This is a genomic window from Reinekea sp. G2M2-21 (genome assembly GCF_015687175.1).
Taxonomy (GTDB): Bacteria; Pseudomonadota; Gammaproteobacteria; order Pseudomonadales; family Natronospirillaceae; genus Reinekea.
In genome coordinates, this window is the sequence record NZ_JADPQG010000003.1 from 490,078 (window position 1) to 505,689 (window position 15,612).

A 15,612-nucleotide genomic window follows, 5' to 3' on the forward strand; every position below is an offset into this window, starting at 1 on the left:
GCGTAATTGTATGTTCTGCGGACAATTATTCAAGGACTGACAGCAGCGGTTCGACGGGAAATCAACAACGCACCAGCAACACCGACAATCACTACCGCGATCCCAATCCATTGCGCCAACGAAATACTTGCGTGCAGGAAGATGATCGACAGTAACGCGTTAAATAGTGGAGCGGAGGTCACCATTAACCCGGCGATGGTGGCATCGCCAATTTTGACGGCCGCATTCCAGCACATAAAGGACACGATGGACGGAAAGACAGCCACAAACAGTACCGACCACCACAGCGTTCCCGAAGGAACAAACACTGGTTCAGTGACGATATCGAAGACCCAAAAAGGCAAGATTAACAAAGTTCCGATGCCCACAAAGAAGGTTAGCAGACCTATCATATCCACGGCCTGGTGCGGCATTTTTTTCAGCAGCACCGAATAAAGCGCCCAACTTGTAATCGCCAGTACCATCAGCACCTCGCCAACACCCGCTGACTGGCCAGAAAATACCTGCAGCGGATGTCCATCCGTCACTACGGTCATGGCTCCAGTCACAGCGACCGCAGACATCACCCATTCCATCAAGGTTTGTCGACGACCGCCAAACACACTCGACACAATGGAAATACTTAATGGCATTAGCGCAAGCATCGCACCAACCTTGACTGGCTCGGTATACTCCAGCGACCAATACTGCAAGGTGTTGTAAAAGGTAACGCTGAGCACCGATAGCGCTATTAATGCTAACAGATTCTGACGGTACCAGAGTCGTTGTCGCAAGATTCTGGGGATACCAAATGGAGCCAAAAAAACAAACGCCAAACTCCAGCGAAATTGAGATAAGGTAAATGCCGGTAAGCTGGCGATGGCGGCCTTTCCGACAATGGCATTAGCCGCCCAGAACAGATTAGCCACTGCCGCTAACGCGGCAGCGATCAAAACAGATTGTCGCAAGAGTAACCCCTGATTGTATTATTGTTTTCGACCTACTATAGCGGAAAAGACTTAGGGTCTCCTCCGCCATAGGTCGCAGATTGAATCAGGAAAATTCGCGCAGGAACCGTTCGAGTTTGTTGACCATGTTGACAGAGCCAACAAAGAAAGGGACACGCTGATGCAGCTCGGTCGGATTAATGTCTAGCACGCGTTCAGAAACACCCGCGATTGCTTTACCACCCGCTTGCTCTGCCAAGAAAGCCATTGGATTACACTCATACAACAAACGCAATTTGCCGGACGGATGCAGCGACGACGATGGATAAAGAAAAATACCACCTTTGATCAGATTTCGGTGAAAATCTGAGACCAATGACCCAATATAGCGGCTGGTGTAAGGTCGGTTCGTGCGTTGATCTTCCACCTGACAATACTTGATGTACTGCTTCACGCCATCGTGGAAATGCACATAGTTACCTTCATTGACCGAATAAATCACACCGTCTTCGGGGTAAGTCATATCCGGATGCGACAAACAGAAAATTCCGAGACTAGGGTCATAGGTAAACCCATGAACACCGTTACCTGTACTGTAGACCAGCATGGTAGAGGAACCATAGATAACATAACCGGCAGCGACCTGAGCATTACCAGGTTGCAGGAAGTCTTCTTCGGTCACCGGTCCACCAATGGGTGACAAACGTCGGTAAACAGAAAATATGGTACCTACGGACACATTCACGTCGATATTCGATGAACCGTCAACGGGGTCAATTAACACCACATACTTGCCATTCAGATTCAGGCCATCATCAAAGTGAACGTAGCTATCCTCTTCTTCCGATGCCAGGCCACAAACTACGCCACGTGCGGCTAAAGCCGTTTTAAAACGTTCATTCGCATAGACATCCAGTTTCTGCTGCTGCTCGCCTTGAATATTTTCACTGCCAACACCGCCAGTAATATCCGCAAGGCCAGCCTTGTTGATTTCGCGATGAACCAGTTTTGACGCTAAACGAATGGATGCAAAAATTGACGACAGCTCCCCTGTCGCATCGGGGTATTCAGACTGCTTTTCGATGATAAATTCACCGAGAGTTTTGGTAATTTCCATATTGTCTCCGCTGGAGATGCCAGGTTGATAGTCGTATTTGCCCAATTATTTTGTAGTTGTTAAACCCGATAAACGAGTTCGGCGGCTGGGCTCCACAGTATCGTGTCCTGAATCTCTCGTATCGTTAAGATACCGAGCTACTGCAGGGCCGGACTGTCTTGGGATAGTAACATAGCAGGATTTTTAAACACCGACTGTAATAGTCAGTATTTTGTGGACAAATGATTGGCGTACACACGTTCCGGAACCTCAAACGTTATCTGCGCGAATACCAGAGATCGACAAAGTCTGAGTTAAACTGGAACTCTGGGACGATGACATAATAGAGCGGACAAAAAAAAGCGACCGATTGGCCGCTTTTTTATGACAAAGGATATATTACTTACCTAGTGCCTTTCGTGCTTCTTTGATGGTTCGAAGCTTACCAATGGCTTTCGCCAGTTGGGAAGCAACCTCAGCAAACTCTTTGCTCGCCATTTTATCTGCAATCTGTTTTTCTGCAGCATCTTTGGCGCGATTGGCAGCGGCTTCATCAATATCTGATGCGCGCACCGCCGTATCTGCCAATACAGTAATCAGGTTAGGCTGTACTTCGAGATAGCCACCTTCAACATAGACCACTTCATCATGACCATGCTGTTTTACCATATGCACTGGACCCGGACTTAAACGAGTCAACAAAGGGGCGTGGCCAGGTTTGATACCCAGCTCGCCCTGTTCACCGGTACACACCAAAATCTCGACAAGGCCTGAAAAGACCTTCTCTTCGGCACTGACGATGTCACAATGTACTGTCATAGCCATAGTGCTGTTACCTCCGGTGCCGATTAGCTGCGAGCGTTGTGCGCTTCAACAACTTCTTCGATTGAACCCTTCATGTAGAAGTCTTGTTCTGCAATGTGATCGTATTCGCCATCCAAGATACCTTTGAAACCACGAATGGTGTCCTTCAAAGAAACGTATTTACCTGGTGCGCCTGTGAACACTTCTGCCACATGGAATGGTTGTGACAAGAAACGTTCAATCTTACGAGCACGGCTTACAGTCAGTTTGTCTTCATCAGACAATTCATCCATACCCAAAATCGCGATGATGTCCTTCAGTTCTTTGTAGCCCTGAAGAACACCCTGCACGCCACGGGCAACATCGTAATGCTCATGACCGATAACCAATGGGTCCAACTGACGTGAAGTTGAGTCAAGTGGGTCAACCGCAGGGTAAATACCCAGTGCAGCGATGTCACGAGACAATACAACAGTTGCGTCCAAGTGAGCAAAGGTGGTTGCTGGAGATGGGTCAGTCAAGTCATCCGCAGGTACATATACCGCTTGCACAGAGGTAATAGAGCCCGCTTTTGTTGACGTAATACGTTCCTGAAGAACACCCATTTCTTCTGCCAACGTCGGCTGATAACCTACCGCAGAAGGCATACGACCCAACAGTGCCGAAACCTCGGTACCTGCCAGAGTATAGCGGTAAATGTTATCGACGAAGAACAAAACGTCACGGCCTTCATCACGGAACTTCTCTGCCATAGTCAAACCAGTCAACGCAACACGCAGACGGTTACCCGGTGGCTCGTTCATCTGACCGTAAACCATCGCAACTTTTGATTCAGGCAGGTTATCCAGTTTGATAACACCCGCATCAGACATTTCGTGGTAGAAGTCATTACCTTCACGAGTACGCTCACCAACACCAGCAAAAACAGACAAACCTGAGTGTTCTGTTGCGATGTTGTTGATCAACTCCAGCATGTTTACAGTTTTACCAACACCGGCACCACCGAACAAACCAACTTTACCACCCTTGGCAAACGGACATACCAGGTCAATAACCTTGATACCGGTTTCCAGAATGTCTTGAGATTGGGATTGCTCTGCATAAGAAGGGGCATCACGGTGAATAACCGCGCGCTCTTCTGTCTGAATGTCGCCACGCTCGTCAATGGGGTTACCCAAAACGTCCATGATTCGACCCAGTGTCGCAGAACCAACCGGTACCGAAATACCTGCGCCAGTATTGCTGACATTTGAACCACGCTGCAGGCCTTCAGTAGACCCCATCGCAATGGTACGTACAACACCGTCACCCAGCTGCTGCTGAACTTCCAGTGTAATGCCCTTGGCATCAATAATTAGTGCGTCGTAAACCTTTGGTACGCTGTCTCGTGGGAATTCCACGTCGACAACAGCACCGATGATTTGCGTAATACGTCCGCTACTCATGTTTGTGTCCTCTTAAATCCGTTATTGCACCGCCGCAGCGCCGCCAACAATTTCGGAGATCTCTTGAGTAATGGCCGCTTGACGCGCCTTGTTATACTCAAGCTTCAGGTTATCGATCAAATCACCAGCATTATCGGTTGCGGCTTTCATTGCCATCATCCGAGATGCCTGCTCGCAGGCTCCGTTCTCAACAACACCCTGATACACTTGGGCCTCGATAAAACGGGACAAAAGACCATTCAACAGTGATTCCGCATCCGGCTCATACAGGTAATCCCATGCATAGGCCCGATTGGTATCATCATCGCCTGACTTCAACGGCAACAACTGATCAATTCTCGGTTTCTGCACCATGGTGTTTACGAATTCGTTGTAAACGACATGCAGTTGGTCGATCTTGCCGGATTCAAAATCATCTAACATGACTTTGACACCGCCGATCAAGTCCGCCACCGCAGGTTGCTCACCGACGTGAGTAATGGAAGCCACTACGTCGAAGCCACGTGCTTTGAAGAACCCTGTGCCTTTACTACCAATGGCACAAACCTGAGTCTCAACGCCTTTTGCTTTCAGCTCTGCTGCTTGTTTAGCAACCGCTTTAAACAAATTGACGTTAAGACCACCACAGAGACCACGGTCAGTGGAGACTACAATGTAGCCTACACGCTTTACTTCACGTTCTCGCAGATAAACGTGTTTAAACTCAGTATTCGCATTCGCTAAATGCCCAATCACCGCACGGACTTTTTGTGCGTAAGGTTGACTGGTCAGCATACGATCCTGAGCTTTACGCATCTTACTGGCGGCAACCAATTGCATTGCCGACGTAATTTTACGCGTATTATTAATGCTATTTATCTGCGTTCGTATCTCTTTTCCGACTGCCATAGCATTAGCCTCAGTTAGTGGCCGCTTACGCGGCCTGATTCATTACCAGCTTTGAGTTGCCTTGAACGTATCAAGGGCAGACTTAAAGGTTCCGGCGATTTCATCATTCCATGCACCTGATTCATTGATGTTTTTCATCAAATCGGCATGTTCGGAATTCATGTAAGCATGCAAAGCCGTTTCGAATGGCAGTACCTGATTCACGTCAAGATCTTTCAGATAACCTTCGTTAGCTGCATAAACTGACAAAGCCATCTCACCCACCGTCATTGGTGAGTATTGATTCTGCTTCATCAGTTCGGTTACACGAGCACCGTGCTCTAACTGTGCTTTAGTTGCTTCGTCCAAGTCAGACGCAAACTGCGAGAAAGCAGCCAGTTCGCGATACTGAGCCAATGCAGTACGAATACCACCGGCCAGCTTTTTAATAACTTTGGTCTGCGCTGAACCACCGACACGTGAGACCGAAATACCGGCGTTCATTGCAGGACGGATACCCGCGTTAAACAAGTCAGTTTCCAAGAAGATCTGACCGTCAGTAATCGAAATTACGTTGGTAGGTACGAACGCAGAAACGTCACCACCTTGAGTTTCAATGATTGGCAGTGCGGTCAAAGAACCGGTCTTACCTTTCACTTCACCTTTAGTAAACTCTTCTACATACTCAGCGTTAACGCGTGAGGCGCGCTCCAACAAACGGGAGTGCAAATAGAAGACGTCCCCAGGATAGGCTTCACGGCCCGGTGGACGACGTAACAAAAGTGAGATCTGACGGTAAGCAACCGCTTGCTTAGACAGATCATCATAAATAATCAGGGCGTCTTCACCGCGGTCACGGAAGTACTCACCCATAGAGCAGCCGGCGTATGGTGCAATAAATTGCATTGACGCGGGTTCGGACGCTGAAGCCACAACAACCGTTGTGTATTCCATTGCGCCATGCTCTTCCAGTTTACGTACCACGTTAGCAATGGTAGAACGCTTCTGGCCAACAGCAACATAGACACATTTAATGCCTGTGCCCTTCTGCGCCAGAATAGCGTCGACGGCCAATGCGGTTTTACCCGTCTGACGGTCACCAATGATCAGCTCGCGCTGGCCACGGCCGATAGGTACCATGGAGTCAACTGCCTTATAACCTGTCTGAACAGGTTGATCGACTGATTGACGGGCAATAACGCCTGGTGCCACTTTTTCGATGGGGTCTGTCAACTTTGCGTTGATGTCACCTTTACCATCAATAGCATTACCCAACGAGTCAACGACACGGCCAAGCAATTCAGGGCCCACAGGGACTTCCAGAATACGACCGGTACATTTACAGGTTTGGCCTTCCGCTAAGTTCTTGTATTCACCAAGAACAACGGCACCAACAGAGTCTTGCTCAAGGTTAAGCGCCATACCAAAGACGCCACCTTCAAATTCGATCATTTCGCCATACATCACGTCGGCGAGACCATGAATACGTACAATACCGTCGGAAACCCCAACGATAGTACCTTCATTTTGTGCTTTAGAGCCTGTATCCAGTTTCGCGATACGCTCTTTGATAATGTCACTGATTTCTGAAGGATTCAGGTGCTGCATGCGTTTTCCCTCATTAGGAATTCATTGCGTCAGCGAGTTTCGACAATTTTCCGCGAACGGAGTCGTCGATAACAAGATCGCCAGCTTTTATGATTACGCCACCGATAAGTGCCGAATCGACGTTTACGTTTAGAGTCACTACGCGGGAAAATTTCGCGGTTAACTTTTCAACTAACGTTTTATGCTGTGCGTCGCTGAGTTCAAATGCACTGGTTACAACTACGTCAACACTCTTTTCGTGATCTGCCTTCAGCAGTTCAAATTGAGCGCTGATTTCCGGTAGTAATGCGAAACGATCGTTCTCTGCCAACACGGTCAACAGATTAGAAGCGCCTTCATTACAGTCTTCACCGGCTACATCCGCAATTGCTTTCGCTTTAACCAATGCGCTTACTGACGGACTGAGAATCAACTCGGCCACTTTGTCAGTTTTCGTAATTACCGCAAGCGTTTGCAGGGCTGTTGACCAACCGGCGATATCGCCGGAATCAACTGCGGCTGAAAACGCAGCCTTAGCGTAAGGTCGGGCGAGCGTACTTAATTCTGCCATGTTCCGTCCCCTTACAGCTGCGCTGCCAGCTTATCCAACAACTCGCTGTGTTTGCTCTGATCAACTTCAGCCTGCAGAATTTTCTCTGCACCGGCTACCGTCAATTCAGCTACCTTGGCCCGCAGTTCTTCGCGCGCCAGATTGCGTTCTTTGTCCACATCAGACTGTGCGGCTGTGACGATTCGTTTGGCTTCTGCTTCTGCTTCTGCCTTAGCCTCGTCAACAATAACGGCCGCACGGCGATTGGCTTGCTCTATCAGCGCCGCTGCCTGCTCTTTCGCTTCGCGAATTTTGCCGGCTGCGTCGTGTTGAGCAACTTCCAAAGCCTTATCTGCACGTGATGCAGCATCGAGACCTTCGGCAATTTTCTTCTGACGCTCTTGCATGGCGGCCATAATTGGCGGCCAGACATATTTTGCGCACAACACGACGAAAATAGCGAAGACGATGATTTGGCCAATAAATGTTGCGTTAAAATTCACGCCATCACCTCGTTAATAGTTTGTGGAAAGTCATCACTTACGAAGTGAGAATTAAGCACCAACAACGAAGATCAGATACATCGCGATACCAACACCGATAATTGGAATCGCATCGATCAAGCCAGCAACGATGAAGAACTTGGTTTGCAACATTGGACCAAGCTCAGGCTGACGAGCCGTGGACTCAAGCAATTTGCTACCAAGCAAACCAACGCCGATTGCAGCACCGATTGCACCTAAACCCATCATTAAGCCAGCGGCAAGGAAGATAAATTCCATGTGTTTCTCCTAGTTTTTTTTAATTACCAAGTTTTGTGTTTTAAGTAAGGGTATAACCCAGTTTGCAAGCAGCTGCTAACGAGCACAGCCCCCTGCGAATTCTATTAATGATCTTCATGTGCCTGCGACAGATAAACGATCGTCAGCACCATAAAAATAAAGGCTTGCAATGGAATGACCAAAATGTGGAACGCAGCCCATGCCAATTGCATTACACCACCCAGCACACCGAAAATGATACCCCCACCGAACATCAGTGCGATCAGGATAAAGATGATTTCCGCTGCATAGAGGTTACCGAACAATCGCAAACCGAGTGAAAATGGTTTCGCGATCAAGCCGACTAATTCGAGTGGCAGGTTGAACCAAATCAACCATGGGGTATTAAATGGCGTGAATGACAGCTCTTTTATAAAGCCAAAGCCTTTCACTTTAAAGGAGTAATAGAGCATCAAGATAAAGACAAATACCGCGGTACCCAGGGTAACATTCGGGTCAGTTGACGGCACAATCTTCTGGAATTTGACACCAGCCTGTTCAAGCAACCATGGCACCAAATCCACCGGTAAAATATCCATCAGGTTAGAGAGTAGCACCCAGCAGAATACCGTCAACGCGATCGGAGCTATCCAAGGGTTACGTCCATGAAAGACGTCACGAACGTTGTTGTCGACGAACTCAACGATGGTTTCAACAAAATTTTGCATACCTGTGGGTACGCCCGCGGTGACCGATTTGGCCACACGCCAGAAAACCAACAGAAATACCAAACCAAGTCCTATTGACCAAGCCATACTGTCGACATTGATTGCATTAAACCCCATGGCTTTCGCTTCGGCACCACACTGTGCAAAGCCCCAGTGTGCTTCTGTTACGGTGTGCCCGTCACAGGTTTCTGCACCTACTGGCAATTTCCCATAAGTCAGATTGGTTAAGTGATGCTGGATATACTCCGAAGCATTCGCGTAACCGTGTTCCTCGTTTCCACTACTCGCCATAAAAACCAAAGCCCCTTAATTTTAATGGATGGCTATGAAGCCACTCTTTTAACTAAAACCGGTAACAGAAGTGCGCCCAGGGTATGCACAAAAAAGACACTCAAGTAGAGCACTCCTGCGTTTAATTCATCTATTTTAATTACGGCGAGCAAACTACCTGCAATTATGATCAGCCACTTACCCCACATTGCGCTATAGGTTGCCGAGATGACTAAACCTACGTTACCGCTTCCAAAATGGCGCAATGCTCTGAAACTGTAAAATGCCTGGCCTGCAATGCTAATCAGCCCACCTAATGCTACCGACGCACCAATATTGGGTGCTACTAAAATGCCGACTAAAGTACCTATCATCGTGACCAACATTTCAATCAGTAATACCCGAGATGCAATAGGTCGGCTGATTGTCGTTTGACGATGTACCTTAAAGTATGACATTTATCCTGCTTTCTTGTGACAGGCGCTATCGGTGCCAAAATTTGAGCCGCAGAGTATATTGGGTTCCCAGCACCGCATCAACCAGTTGCCGTAACCTATTGTTGCCAATCGATGAATGACGTACATCAATAGTCGTAATGATGATATTACGCGTATTTTGTATACCAATTTTCCTACCAAGAGTAATCGACATATTCCGATGACCTCGCGAGGAACTCTTGCCATCCATACAATGCGTTGTAAAAGCGCTGCAGGCCTTATTTTACGTGCTCCAGAATGCCATCCAACTCATCAAGGCTGGTGTACTTGATAGTTAGCGATCCACGTCCGCCGGCACCATGCTTAATTTGCACAGAAGCTCCAAGGCGCTTAGACAGCATCTCTTCCAAACGCTTAATATTTACGTCATGTTTAGAATCATTCTTAGGCAGTGAGACTTTGTTCGGTTGGGAAAGCGACCGAACCAGGGCTTCGGTCTGGCGTACGGTCATACCTTTCGCCACTACCTGACGTGCCGCTTCGATCTGCTTTTCACCGGGCAAGCCCAGCAAAGCACGGGCATGACCCATTTCCAAATCACCATGCTCAAGCATTTTTTTAACTTCGGTTTCCAGGCTGATCAAACGCAGCAGGTTGGTCACCGTTACCCGGGATTTACCCACGGCTTCTGCCACTTCCGCCTGGGTCAAGTCAAATTCTTTCTGCAGACGCTGCAATGCGATTGCTTCTTCAATAGGGTTAAGGTTTTCACGTTGAATATTTTCGATCAGTGCCATGGCAATGGCATCTTCATCGGCAACGTCACGGATTACCGCCGGAATAGTATCCAGGCCAACCATTTGCGATGCTCGCCAGCGGCGTTCTCCGGCGATTAACTCATACGTTTGGGGTCCTAGCGGTCGCACAACAACCGGTTGCATAACCCCCTGAGCGCGAATAGAGTTCGCTAACTCCTCCAACGCATCGGTCGACATGTCTCGTCGTGGCTGGTACACGCCCCGCTGCACCCACTCGATGGGTAGGTGCTTTAACGTTCCATCTGTTTCCTTAACATGCTCAACCGGCTTCTCAGATATCTCTTTGACTTCGGCCTGGGTCGTTATCAGAGAACCAAAATTGCGCCCTAATCCTTTCTTTTTCACTGACATACCTACTTAACCCGTTACCTTTTCAATATCACTGGAGACGGAGATGTCCGCCTTTTCGCCTTCAACACGGCGAATGAATTCCCCGGCCAGAGCCAAATAAGACTTGGCGCCGGTCGAGGTCTTATCGTAATGCAGCGCGGGCATCCCATAACTGGGCGCCTCAGCCAAACGGACATTACGGGGAATAACAGCGCTGTAGACTTTGTCACCAAAATATTCTTTCAGCTGATCGGATACATCATTGGTCAGGGTGTTGCGTGGGTCATACATAGTGCGTAACAGACCACCGATCTCTAAACCGGGGTTCACTACCTTCTGAATTTCGCCAATGGTTTCCAGCAGCGCCGCAAGCCCTTCTAACGCATAGTATTCACATTGCATGGGGATGAAGATGCTTTGTGCAGCGGTGAGTGCGTTGACGGTCAACATATTGAGCGAGGGCGGACAGTCAATAAATATGTAGTCGTAATTCTGTTTCACTTCGGCCAGAGCATACTGCAGACGATGTTCTTTCATCTTCATCGACAACAGCTCTACTTCGGCGGCGGTTAAGTCACCGTTCGCAGGCAACAAGTCGAAACCCGCCTGCTCTGCATGGACAATGGCCTCGGCGCACTGACATTTACCAGTGAGTACGTCATAAGCGGACAATTCAAGATCACTTTTATCGACGCCACTGCCCATGGTGGCATTTCCCTGTGGGTCCATATCGACCACCAGCACTTTGCGCTTCATGGCAACAAGAGATGCCGGCAAATTGATTGCTGTGGTGGTTTTGCCAACGCCGCCTTTTTGGTTGGTAATAGCGAAGATATGACTCAAGGCAGTTTCCTTTATTGGTTACTTAAGACCCAATTCAACAAGATGACGTTCACCATCCGTACCTGGGACCTGTAATGGTTTTACAGCGATTAACGTTACATCAGCCGGCAGTTCCGCGAGTTCGGCTTCAGGGAACTGACCTTTCATGGCCAGAAAACGACCATTTGGAGCCAGCAAATGGCGCGAAAAGCTTACCATATCAGAAAGGGTAGCGAACGCTCTAGACGTAATCTGCGCAAATTTGACATCGGGCTGCCAGCTTTCCAGACGGTGATGTACCACAGTGACGTTGTCAGCACCCAAAGACATTTTCACCTGATTCAGAAACCGGGTTTTCTTGCCGTTACTGTCCAACAACCAAACCTTCAATTCAGGTTTGATCAATGCGATGACCATACCCGGCAGTCCAGGTCCGGTGCCGACATCAATTAAGTCACCGTCGCTCAGGGTGTGCACCATGCTCAGACTATCGATTAGGTGGCGGTCGATCATCTGCGCGGCGTCACGGACCGAGGTCAGGTTATACGCTTTATTCCACTTAACCAATAAGGCGTGATAGGCCAACAAACGCGCTATCGCTTCCTCTGGCAACTCCAATGTGAGCCGCTGCAGCCCACGCTCTAACTGTGCTTTAAATGCTTCGGTCATGCGCTTTGCCGACTCGCATTATGTTTTTTAATGTGTACCAGCAACATCGAGACGGCGGCTGGTGTCACACCGGATATACGCGATGCCTGGGCCAGCGTTTCCGGCTGAACCTCTTTCAACTTCTGTTTCACTTCGTTCGAAAGGCCACCAATGGCGTCAATGTCCAGCGTTGTTGGCAGTTTCATGTGCTCATGTCGACGCATGGTGTCGATTTCATCCTGCTGACGCTGAATGTAACCTTCGTATTTAGCGGAGATTTCCACCTGCTCCTGTTCAGCAAAGTCCAACTCAACGTCTGGCGCACTAGCCGCATGAATATCGCGATAGGTCAGCTCGGGTCGCTTCAGGAGATCCCGCAAACTGAACTCACGAGCCAAGGCCTGCGGCAGTTTTTCAGCCAACACAGCAGCTGCGTCAGATTTCGGTTGCACATAGGTCGTGCGCAATCGCTCCTGCTCCCGGGCAATGCTTTCCTGCTTAGCGCTAAATGCAGCCCAGCGCTGATCATCAACCAAACCGAGTTTACGTCCGGTTTCGGTCAGGCGGGCATCTGCATTATCTTCTCGCAACAGTAAGCGATATTCCGCTCGGCTGGTAAACATACGATAGGGCTCGCGGGTACCCATAGTAATGAGATCATCAACCAACACCCCTATGTAGGCTTCGTCACGGTGGGGATACCACATCTCCTCACCCTGCGCCTTACGGGCCGCATTCAAACCAGCCAGCAAACCCTGTGCACCGGCCTCTTCATAGCCCGTGGTACCGTTTATCTGACCGGCAAAAAACAGGTTCTCAATAAACTTGCTTTCCAGCGAGTGTTTCAGGTCCTGTGGGTCGTAGTAATCATATTCAATGGCATAGCCCGGTCGCGTAATGTGCGCATTTTCGAACCCTTTCATGGTTCGGATAAAATCGACCTGAACATCAAACGGCAAACTGGTTGAAATGCCGTTCGGGTAAAGTTCGTAGGTAGTCAATCCTTCGGGCTCAACAAATATCTGATGGCTGGTTTTGTCCGCAAACCGAGTTATTTTGTCTTCAATCGATGGGCAATAGCGTGGCCCGGTGCCTTCGATATTGCCGGAATACATGGCCGAGCGACCGAGGTTATTGCGGATAATGTCGTGCGTTTGCTCGGTGGTGTGCGTGATGTGGCAGCTCACCTGGCGAGGGTGCTGTTCGACACGCCCCATATAGGACATGACCGGCAACGGTGAATCGCCGGGTTGTTCGACCATCACACTGAAATCAACCGAACGAGCATCAATTCGTGCCGGCGTTCCTGTTTTCAGGCGCCCAGTGCGCATGGGTAATTCTTTCAGGCGTTCCGCCAAGGAGATACTGGGTGTATCGCCCATTCGGCCGCCCGCGTAGTTGTCGGTGCCCACGTGAATTTTACCGTTCAAGAAGGTGCCGGCCGTCAAAACGACCGATTTGGCCAAAATTCGGATGCCGGTTTGGGTGACCGCACCAATGACTTTGTCACCCTGCAGAATCAGGTCGTCGGCTGCCTGAGCAAATACGTCCAGATTGGGTTGTTGTTCGACAATTTGTCGGATAGCCGCGCGATACAGCTGGCGATCCGCCTGTGCCCGGGTTGCACGCACGGCTGGCCCTTTACGGCTGTTCAGCACACGCCATTGAATGCCCGCGAGATCCGTCGCGCGGGCCATCGCACCGCCCAAAGCATCAATTTCCTTCACCAGATGGCTTTTACCAATACCTCCAATAGCCGGGTTACACGACATAACACCAACGGTATCAATATTATGCGTCAATAACAGGGTCTGGCTGCCCATACGCGCGGCGGCCAAAGCTGCTTCAGTACCGGCATGGCCACCACCAATGACAATGACGTCATACTGTTTCGGAAAATCCACTTATCACCTCAATTACGGGACAGGAACTGGCTGCACTCAGACCAGCTTGAATTCAAAAGGGTGCGGGATTATACGCAGTTTTTTCCAGTTTAGCAGCCTAAAAATTAATCAAACACCCACCATAACGGCGTTCTACTGCGACGCTTGAAACCGAACAGCCAATACTGAAGCAACCTTGCATGTCAGGAAAGCTGGCTATACTGCAAATTGGGCAGGTTAAGAGGTGGATTCGACATGGGTAGACTATGGCTGGCTTTATTTTTCATCACCTGTTGCGGCTCGGCAATGGCAGCGGGCAACCTGCTCCTGGTCACCGACTTGAGCGATGAGAACCTCAATTACCGACCTGACCTGCGTTTGATTGCCACGAATGCTATAAATCGCTTGCAGGACTATGAAGTCGCGAACGCAAAGACCGCAGTCCGACCCAACAGCGCCGAAGCAATAGGAGCCATGATTGACGCTGCAGCCAAAGCGAACTTGCAGGCTGTTGCCGTTGTCACGCTTTACAACAAAGGCCGCAAGGCCACAGTAACTGCCTCTATCTATAACGTTGGTACCGGCGAACTGGTCATTCAACGTGCGTTGGAATTTCGTTTTAAGGAGATTCCCGCTTTATTGGCACAACTCGAGTACGAACTTCCTCTGATGCTGAAACGCGAATTCCGCGAATTGGGATCGGTGGTGAAAGTCACAGCCGATCAGGTCTATTTTGACCTCGGCGCTAACGCAGGGATTGAAGTAGGCCAGATTTTCCGCGTATTCCGCCGCGGCACCGAAATTAAGAGCAGCAGCGGTGAAAGTTTTGGCTTTGTCGATGAACAGAGCGGCATTCTGGAGGTCACTGACATCAGTTCAATCTACTCCGTCGCCGACATCCGCCTGGGCCGCCGCTCCATTCGCAATAACGATTGGGTCGAGCTTGCCGATCAAAGCATTCAGATTCAAGGTAAGGTGCTGTCTAAGCTGGACGAGCAAGTTGCCATTAATATTGGCCGTAAAACCGGTGTGGTGCCAGGCGCTTATTTTGCCGTGTATAAAGACATCAAGGAAATCGATGAAAACGACGCATTCCGAGAAATCATAGGCCGCATCCGCATTACCGATGTCGATGCCAATGGAGCGCGCGGCGAAATCGCTCGGTCCGATCATTATCGGCTGGCAAAAGCGCTGATTAACGAAGGTGACACCATTGAAGAAGTCAGCTATCTACATCGCAACCAGCTACTACTTGGACAAACAAGCTTTGGCATTTTGGGCGATACCCAATCCATCTGGAATGCCGGACTCAACGTTGAATCCGGTTTCAGCAGTGACATGGCATTCCGTTTTCGTGGCGCCTATGGTAGCAATTGGTTTGTCAGTACTGGGGTAAACGCCGCGCTGGATCATTCGGAGAGCTTTCGCTACGGGCTGGATTTTGTTTATGGTACGGATGGCTTTGGCACCTACCTGTTCACCGATGCCAACATTCCCACGCCACTGAACCGTTATGTTCTGTTTGCCATCGAGGCTGGGTACCTGATCGGTGCCAATGAGGATGTGGAGGGTCTATCTGTTGGTCTGAGTGCCAAGTTCGGGCTGGACAGTTTGTTTTAAAACGGACAGCTATCAGCACC

The 15,612-nt window shown here is 49.4% G+C and carries 16 protein-coding genes; 1 reads left to right on the forward strand and 15 read right to left on the reverse strand.

Annotated elements, in window-relative coordinates:
- Positions 1 to 29: 29 nt before the first annotated feature.
- From IYN85_RS14355 to mnmG, 15 genes are all read right to left on the reverse strand, one after another.
- Entirely contained in the window at positions 30 to 947 is a 918-nt protein-coding gene (locus IYN85_RS14355; RefSeq protein ID WP_196159592.1) for a DMT family transporter, read from the reverse strand.
- Between the two features lie 85 nt (positions 948 to 1,032).
- Complete coding sequence (fbp, locus tag IYN85_RS14360) at positions 1,033 to 2,043, reverse strand: class 1 fructose-bisphosphatase (RefSeq protein WP_196159593.1); 1,011 nt, start codon at positions 2,041 to 2,043, stop codon at positions 1,033 to 1,035.
- Between the two features lie 378 nt (positions 2,044 to 2,421).
- Positions 2,422 to 2,847, reverse strand: coding sequence for a F0F1 ATP synthase subunit epsilon (locus IYN85_RS14365; RefSeq protein ID WP_196159594.1), 426 nt, complete (start codon positions 2,845 to 2,847; stop codon positions 2,422 to 2,424).
- Between the two features lie 23 nt (positions 2,848 to 2,870).
- Positions 2,871 to 4,271, reverse strand: coding sequence for a F0F1 ATP synthase subunit beta (atpD, locus tag IYN85_RS14370; protein ID WP_196159595.1), 1,401 nt, complete (start codon positions 4,269 to 4,271; stop codon positions 2,871 to 2,873).
- A gap of 21 nt (positions 4,272 to 4,292) precedes the next feature.
- Positions 4,293 to 5,159, reverse strand: a complete 867-nt coding sequence (atpG, locus tag IYN85_RS14375; protein ID WP_196159596.1) for a F0F1 ATP synthase subunit gamma — start codon at positions 5,157 to 5,159, stop codon at positions 4,293 to 4,295.
- 42 nt (positions 5,160 to 5,201) lie between these two features.
- Positions 5,202 to 6,746: a F0F1 ATP synthase subunit alpha gene (atpA, locus tag IYN85_RS14380; protein ID WP_196159597.1), complete on the reverse strand. Its 1,545-nt coding sequence runs from the start codon at positions 6,744 to 6,746 to the stop codon at positions 5,202 to 5,204.
- Positions 6,747 to 6,759: 13 nt separating this feature from the next.
- A complete protein-coding gene (locus IYN85_RS14385) occupies positions 6,760 to 7,296 on the reverse strand; it encodes a F0F1 ATP synthase subunit delta (protein ID WP_196159598.1) in 537 nt (178 codons plus the stop codon).
- A gap of 11 nt (positions 7,297 to 7,307) precedes the next feature.
- Entirely contained in the window at positions 7,308 to 7,778 is a 471-nt protein-coding gene (locus IYN85_RS14390; protein WP_196159599.1) for a F0F1 ATP synthase subunit B, read from the reverse strand.
- A gap of 51 nt (positions 7,779 to 7,829) precedes the next feature.
- Positions 7,830 to 8,057 carry a F0F1 ATP synthase subunit C gene (gene atpE / locus IYN85_RS14395; RefSeq protein ID WP_196159600.1) on the reverse strand — a complete coding sequence of 76 codons (228 nt, stop codon included), beginning with the start codon at positions 8,055 to 8,057 and terminating at the stop codon, positions 7,830 to 7,832.
- 104 nt (positions 8,058 to 8,161) lie between these two features.
- Positions 8,162 to 9,055 (reverse strand): F0F1 ATP synthase subunit A, encoded by an 894-nt coding sequence (gene atpB, locus IYN85_RS14400; protein ID WP_196159601.1) that lies wholly within the window; start codon positions 9,053 to 9,055, stop codon positions 8,162 to 8,164.
- Positions 9,056 to 9,087: 32 nt separating this feature from the next.
- A complete protein-coding gene (locus IYN85_RS14405; protein ID WP_196159602.1) occupies positions 9,088 to 9,492 on the reverse strand; it encodes an ATP synthase subunit I in 405 nt (134 codons plus the stop codon).
- A 257-nt stretch (positions 9,493 to 9,749) separates the two neighbouring features.
- Positions 9,750 to 10,640 carry a ParB/RepB/Spo0J family partition protein gene (locus IYN85_RS14410; protein WP_196159603.1) on the reverse strand — a complete coding sequence of 297 codons (891 nt, stop codon included), beginning with the start codon at positions 10,638 to 10,640 and terminating at the stop codon, positions 9,750 to 9,752.
- Between the two features lie 6 nt (positions 10,641 to 10,646).
- Positions 10,647 to 11,462, reverse strand: a complete 816-nt coding sequence (locus IYN85_RS14415) for a ParA family protein (protein WP_196159604.1) — start codon at positions 11,460 to 11,462, stop codon at positions 10,647 to 10,649.
- An 18-nt stretch (positions 11,463 to 11,480) separates the two neighbouring features.
- Positions 11,481 to 12,110, reverse strand: a complete 630-nt coding sequence (rsmG, locus tag IYN85_RS14420; protein ID WP_196159605.1) for a 16S rRNA (guanine(527)-N(7))-methyltransferase RsmG — start codon at positions 12,108 to 12,110, stop codon at positions 11,481 to 11,483.
- Positions 12,107 to 13,993 carry a tRNA uridine-5-carboxymethylaminomethyl(34) synthesis enzyme MnmG gene (mnmG, locus tag IYN85_RS14425; RefSeq protein ID WP_196159606.1) on the reverse strand — a complete coding sequence of 629 codons (1,887 nt, stop codon included), beginning with the start codon at positions 13,991 to 13,993 and terminating at the stop codon, positions 12,107 to 12,109. The genes rsmG and mnmG overlap by 4 nt, the downstream gene beginning before the upstream one ends.
- 234 nt (positions 13,994 to 14,227) lie before the next feature.
- Between mnmG and IYN85_RS14430 the strand changes: the two genes are divergently transcribed.
- The gene (locus IYN85_RS14430) at positions 14,228 to 15,592 is read left to right on the forward strand and encodes a hypothetical protein (RefSeq protein WP_196159607.1); all 1,365 of its coding nucleotides are present in this window, start codon (positions 14,228 to 14,230) and stop codon (positions 15,590 to 15,592) included.
- Positions 15,593 to 15,612 lie beyond the last annotated feature (20 nt).

Coding starts and splice junctions, on each gene's coding strand:
- rsmG (WP_196159605.1), bottom strand. CDS start 12,110: ATGACCGAAGCATTTAAAGCACAGTTAGAGCGTGGGCTGCAGCGGCTC.
- IYN85_RS14430 (WP_196159607.1), top strand. CDS start 14,228: ATGGGTAGACTATGGCTGGCTTTATTTTTCATCACCTGTTGCGGCTCG.
- IYN85_RS14405 (WP_196159602.1), bottom strand. CDS start 9,492: ATGTCATACTTTAAGGTACATCGTCAAACGACAATCAGCCGACCTATT.
- atpE (WP_196159600.1), bottom strand. CDS start 8,057: ATGGAATTTATCTTCCTTGCCGCTGGCTTAATGATGGGTTTAGGTGCA.
- IYN85_RS14385 (WP_196159598.1), bottom strand. CDS start 7,296: ATGGCAGAATTAAGTACGCTCGCCCGACCTTACGCTAAGGCTGCGTTT.
- atpA (WP_196159597.1), bottom strand. CDS start 6,746: ATGCAGCACCTGAATCCTTCAGAAATCAGTGACATTATCAAAGAGCGT.
- atpD (WP_196159595.1), bottom strand. CDS start 4,271: ATGAGTAGCGGACGTATTACGCAAATCATCGGTGCTGTTGTCGACGTG.
- IYN85_RS14365 (WP_196159594.1), bottom strand. CDS start 2,847: ATGGCTATGACAGTACATTGTGACATCGTCAGTGCCGAAGAGAAGGTC.
- IYN85_RS14410 (WP_196159603.1), bottom strand. CDS start 10,640: ATGTCAGTGAAAAAGAAAGGATTAGGGCGCAATTTTGGTTCTCTGATA.
- atpB (WP_196159601.1), bottom strand. CDS start 9,055: ATGGCGAGTAGTGGAAACGAGGAACACGGTTACGCGAATGCTTCGGAG.
- fbp (WP_196159593.1), bottom strand. CDS start 2,043: ATGGAAATTACCAAAACTCTCGGTGAATTTATCATCGAAAAGCAGTCT.
- atpG (WP_196159596.1), bottom strand. CDS start 5,159: ATGGCAGTCGGAAAAGAGATACGAACGCAGATAAATAGCATTAATAAT.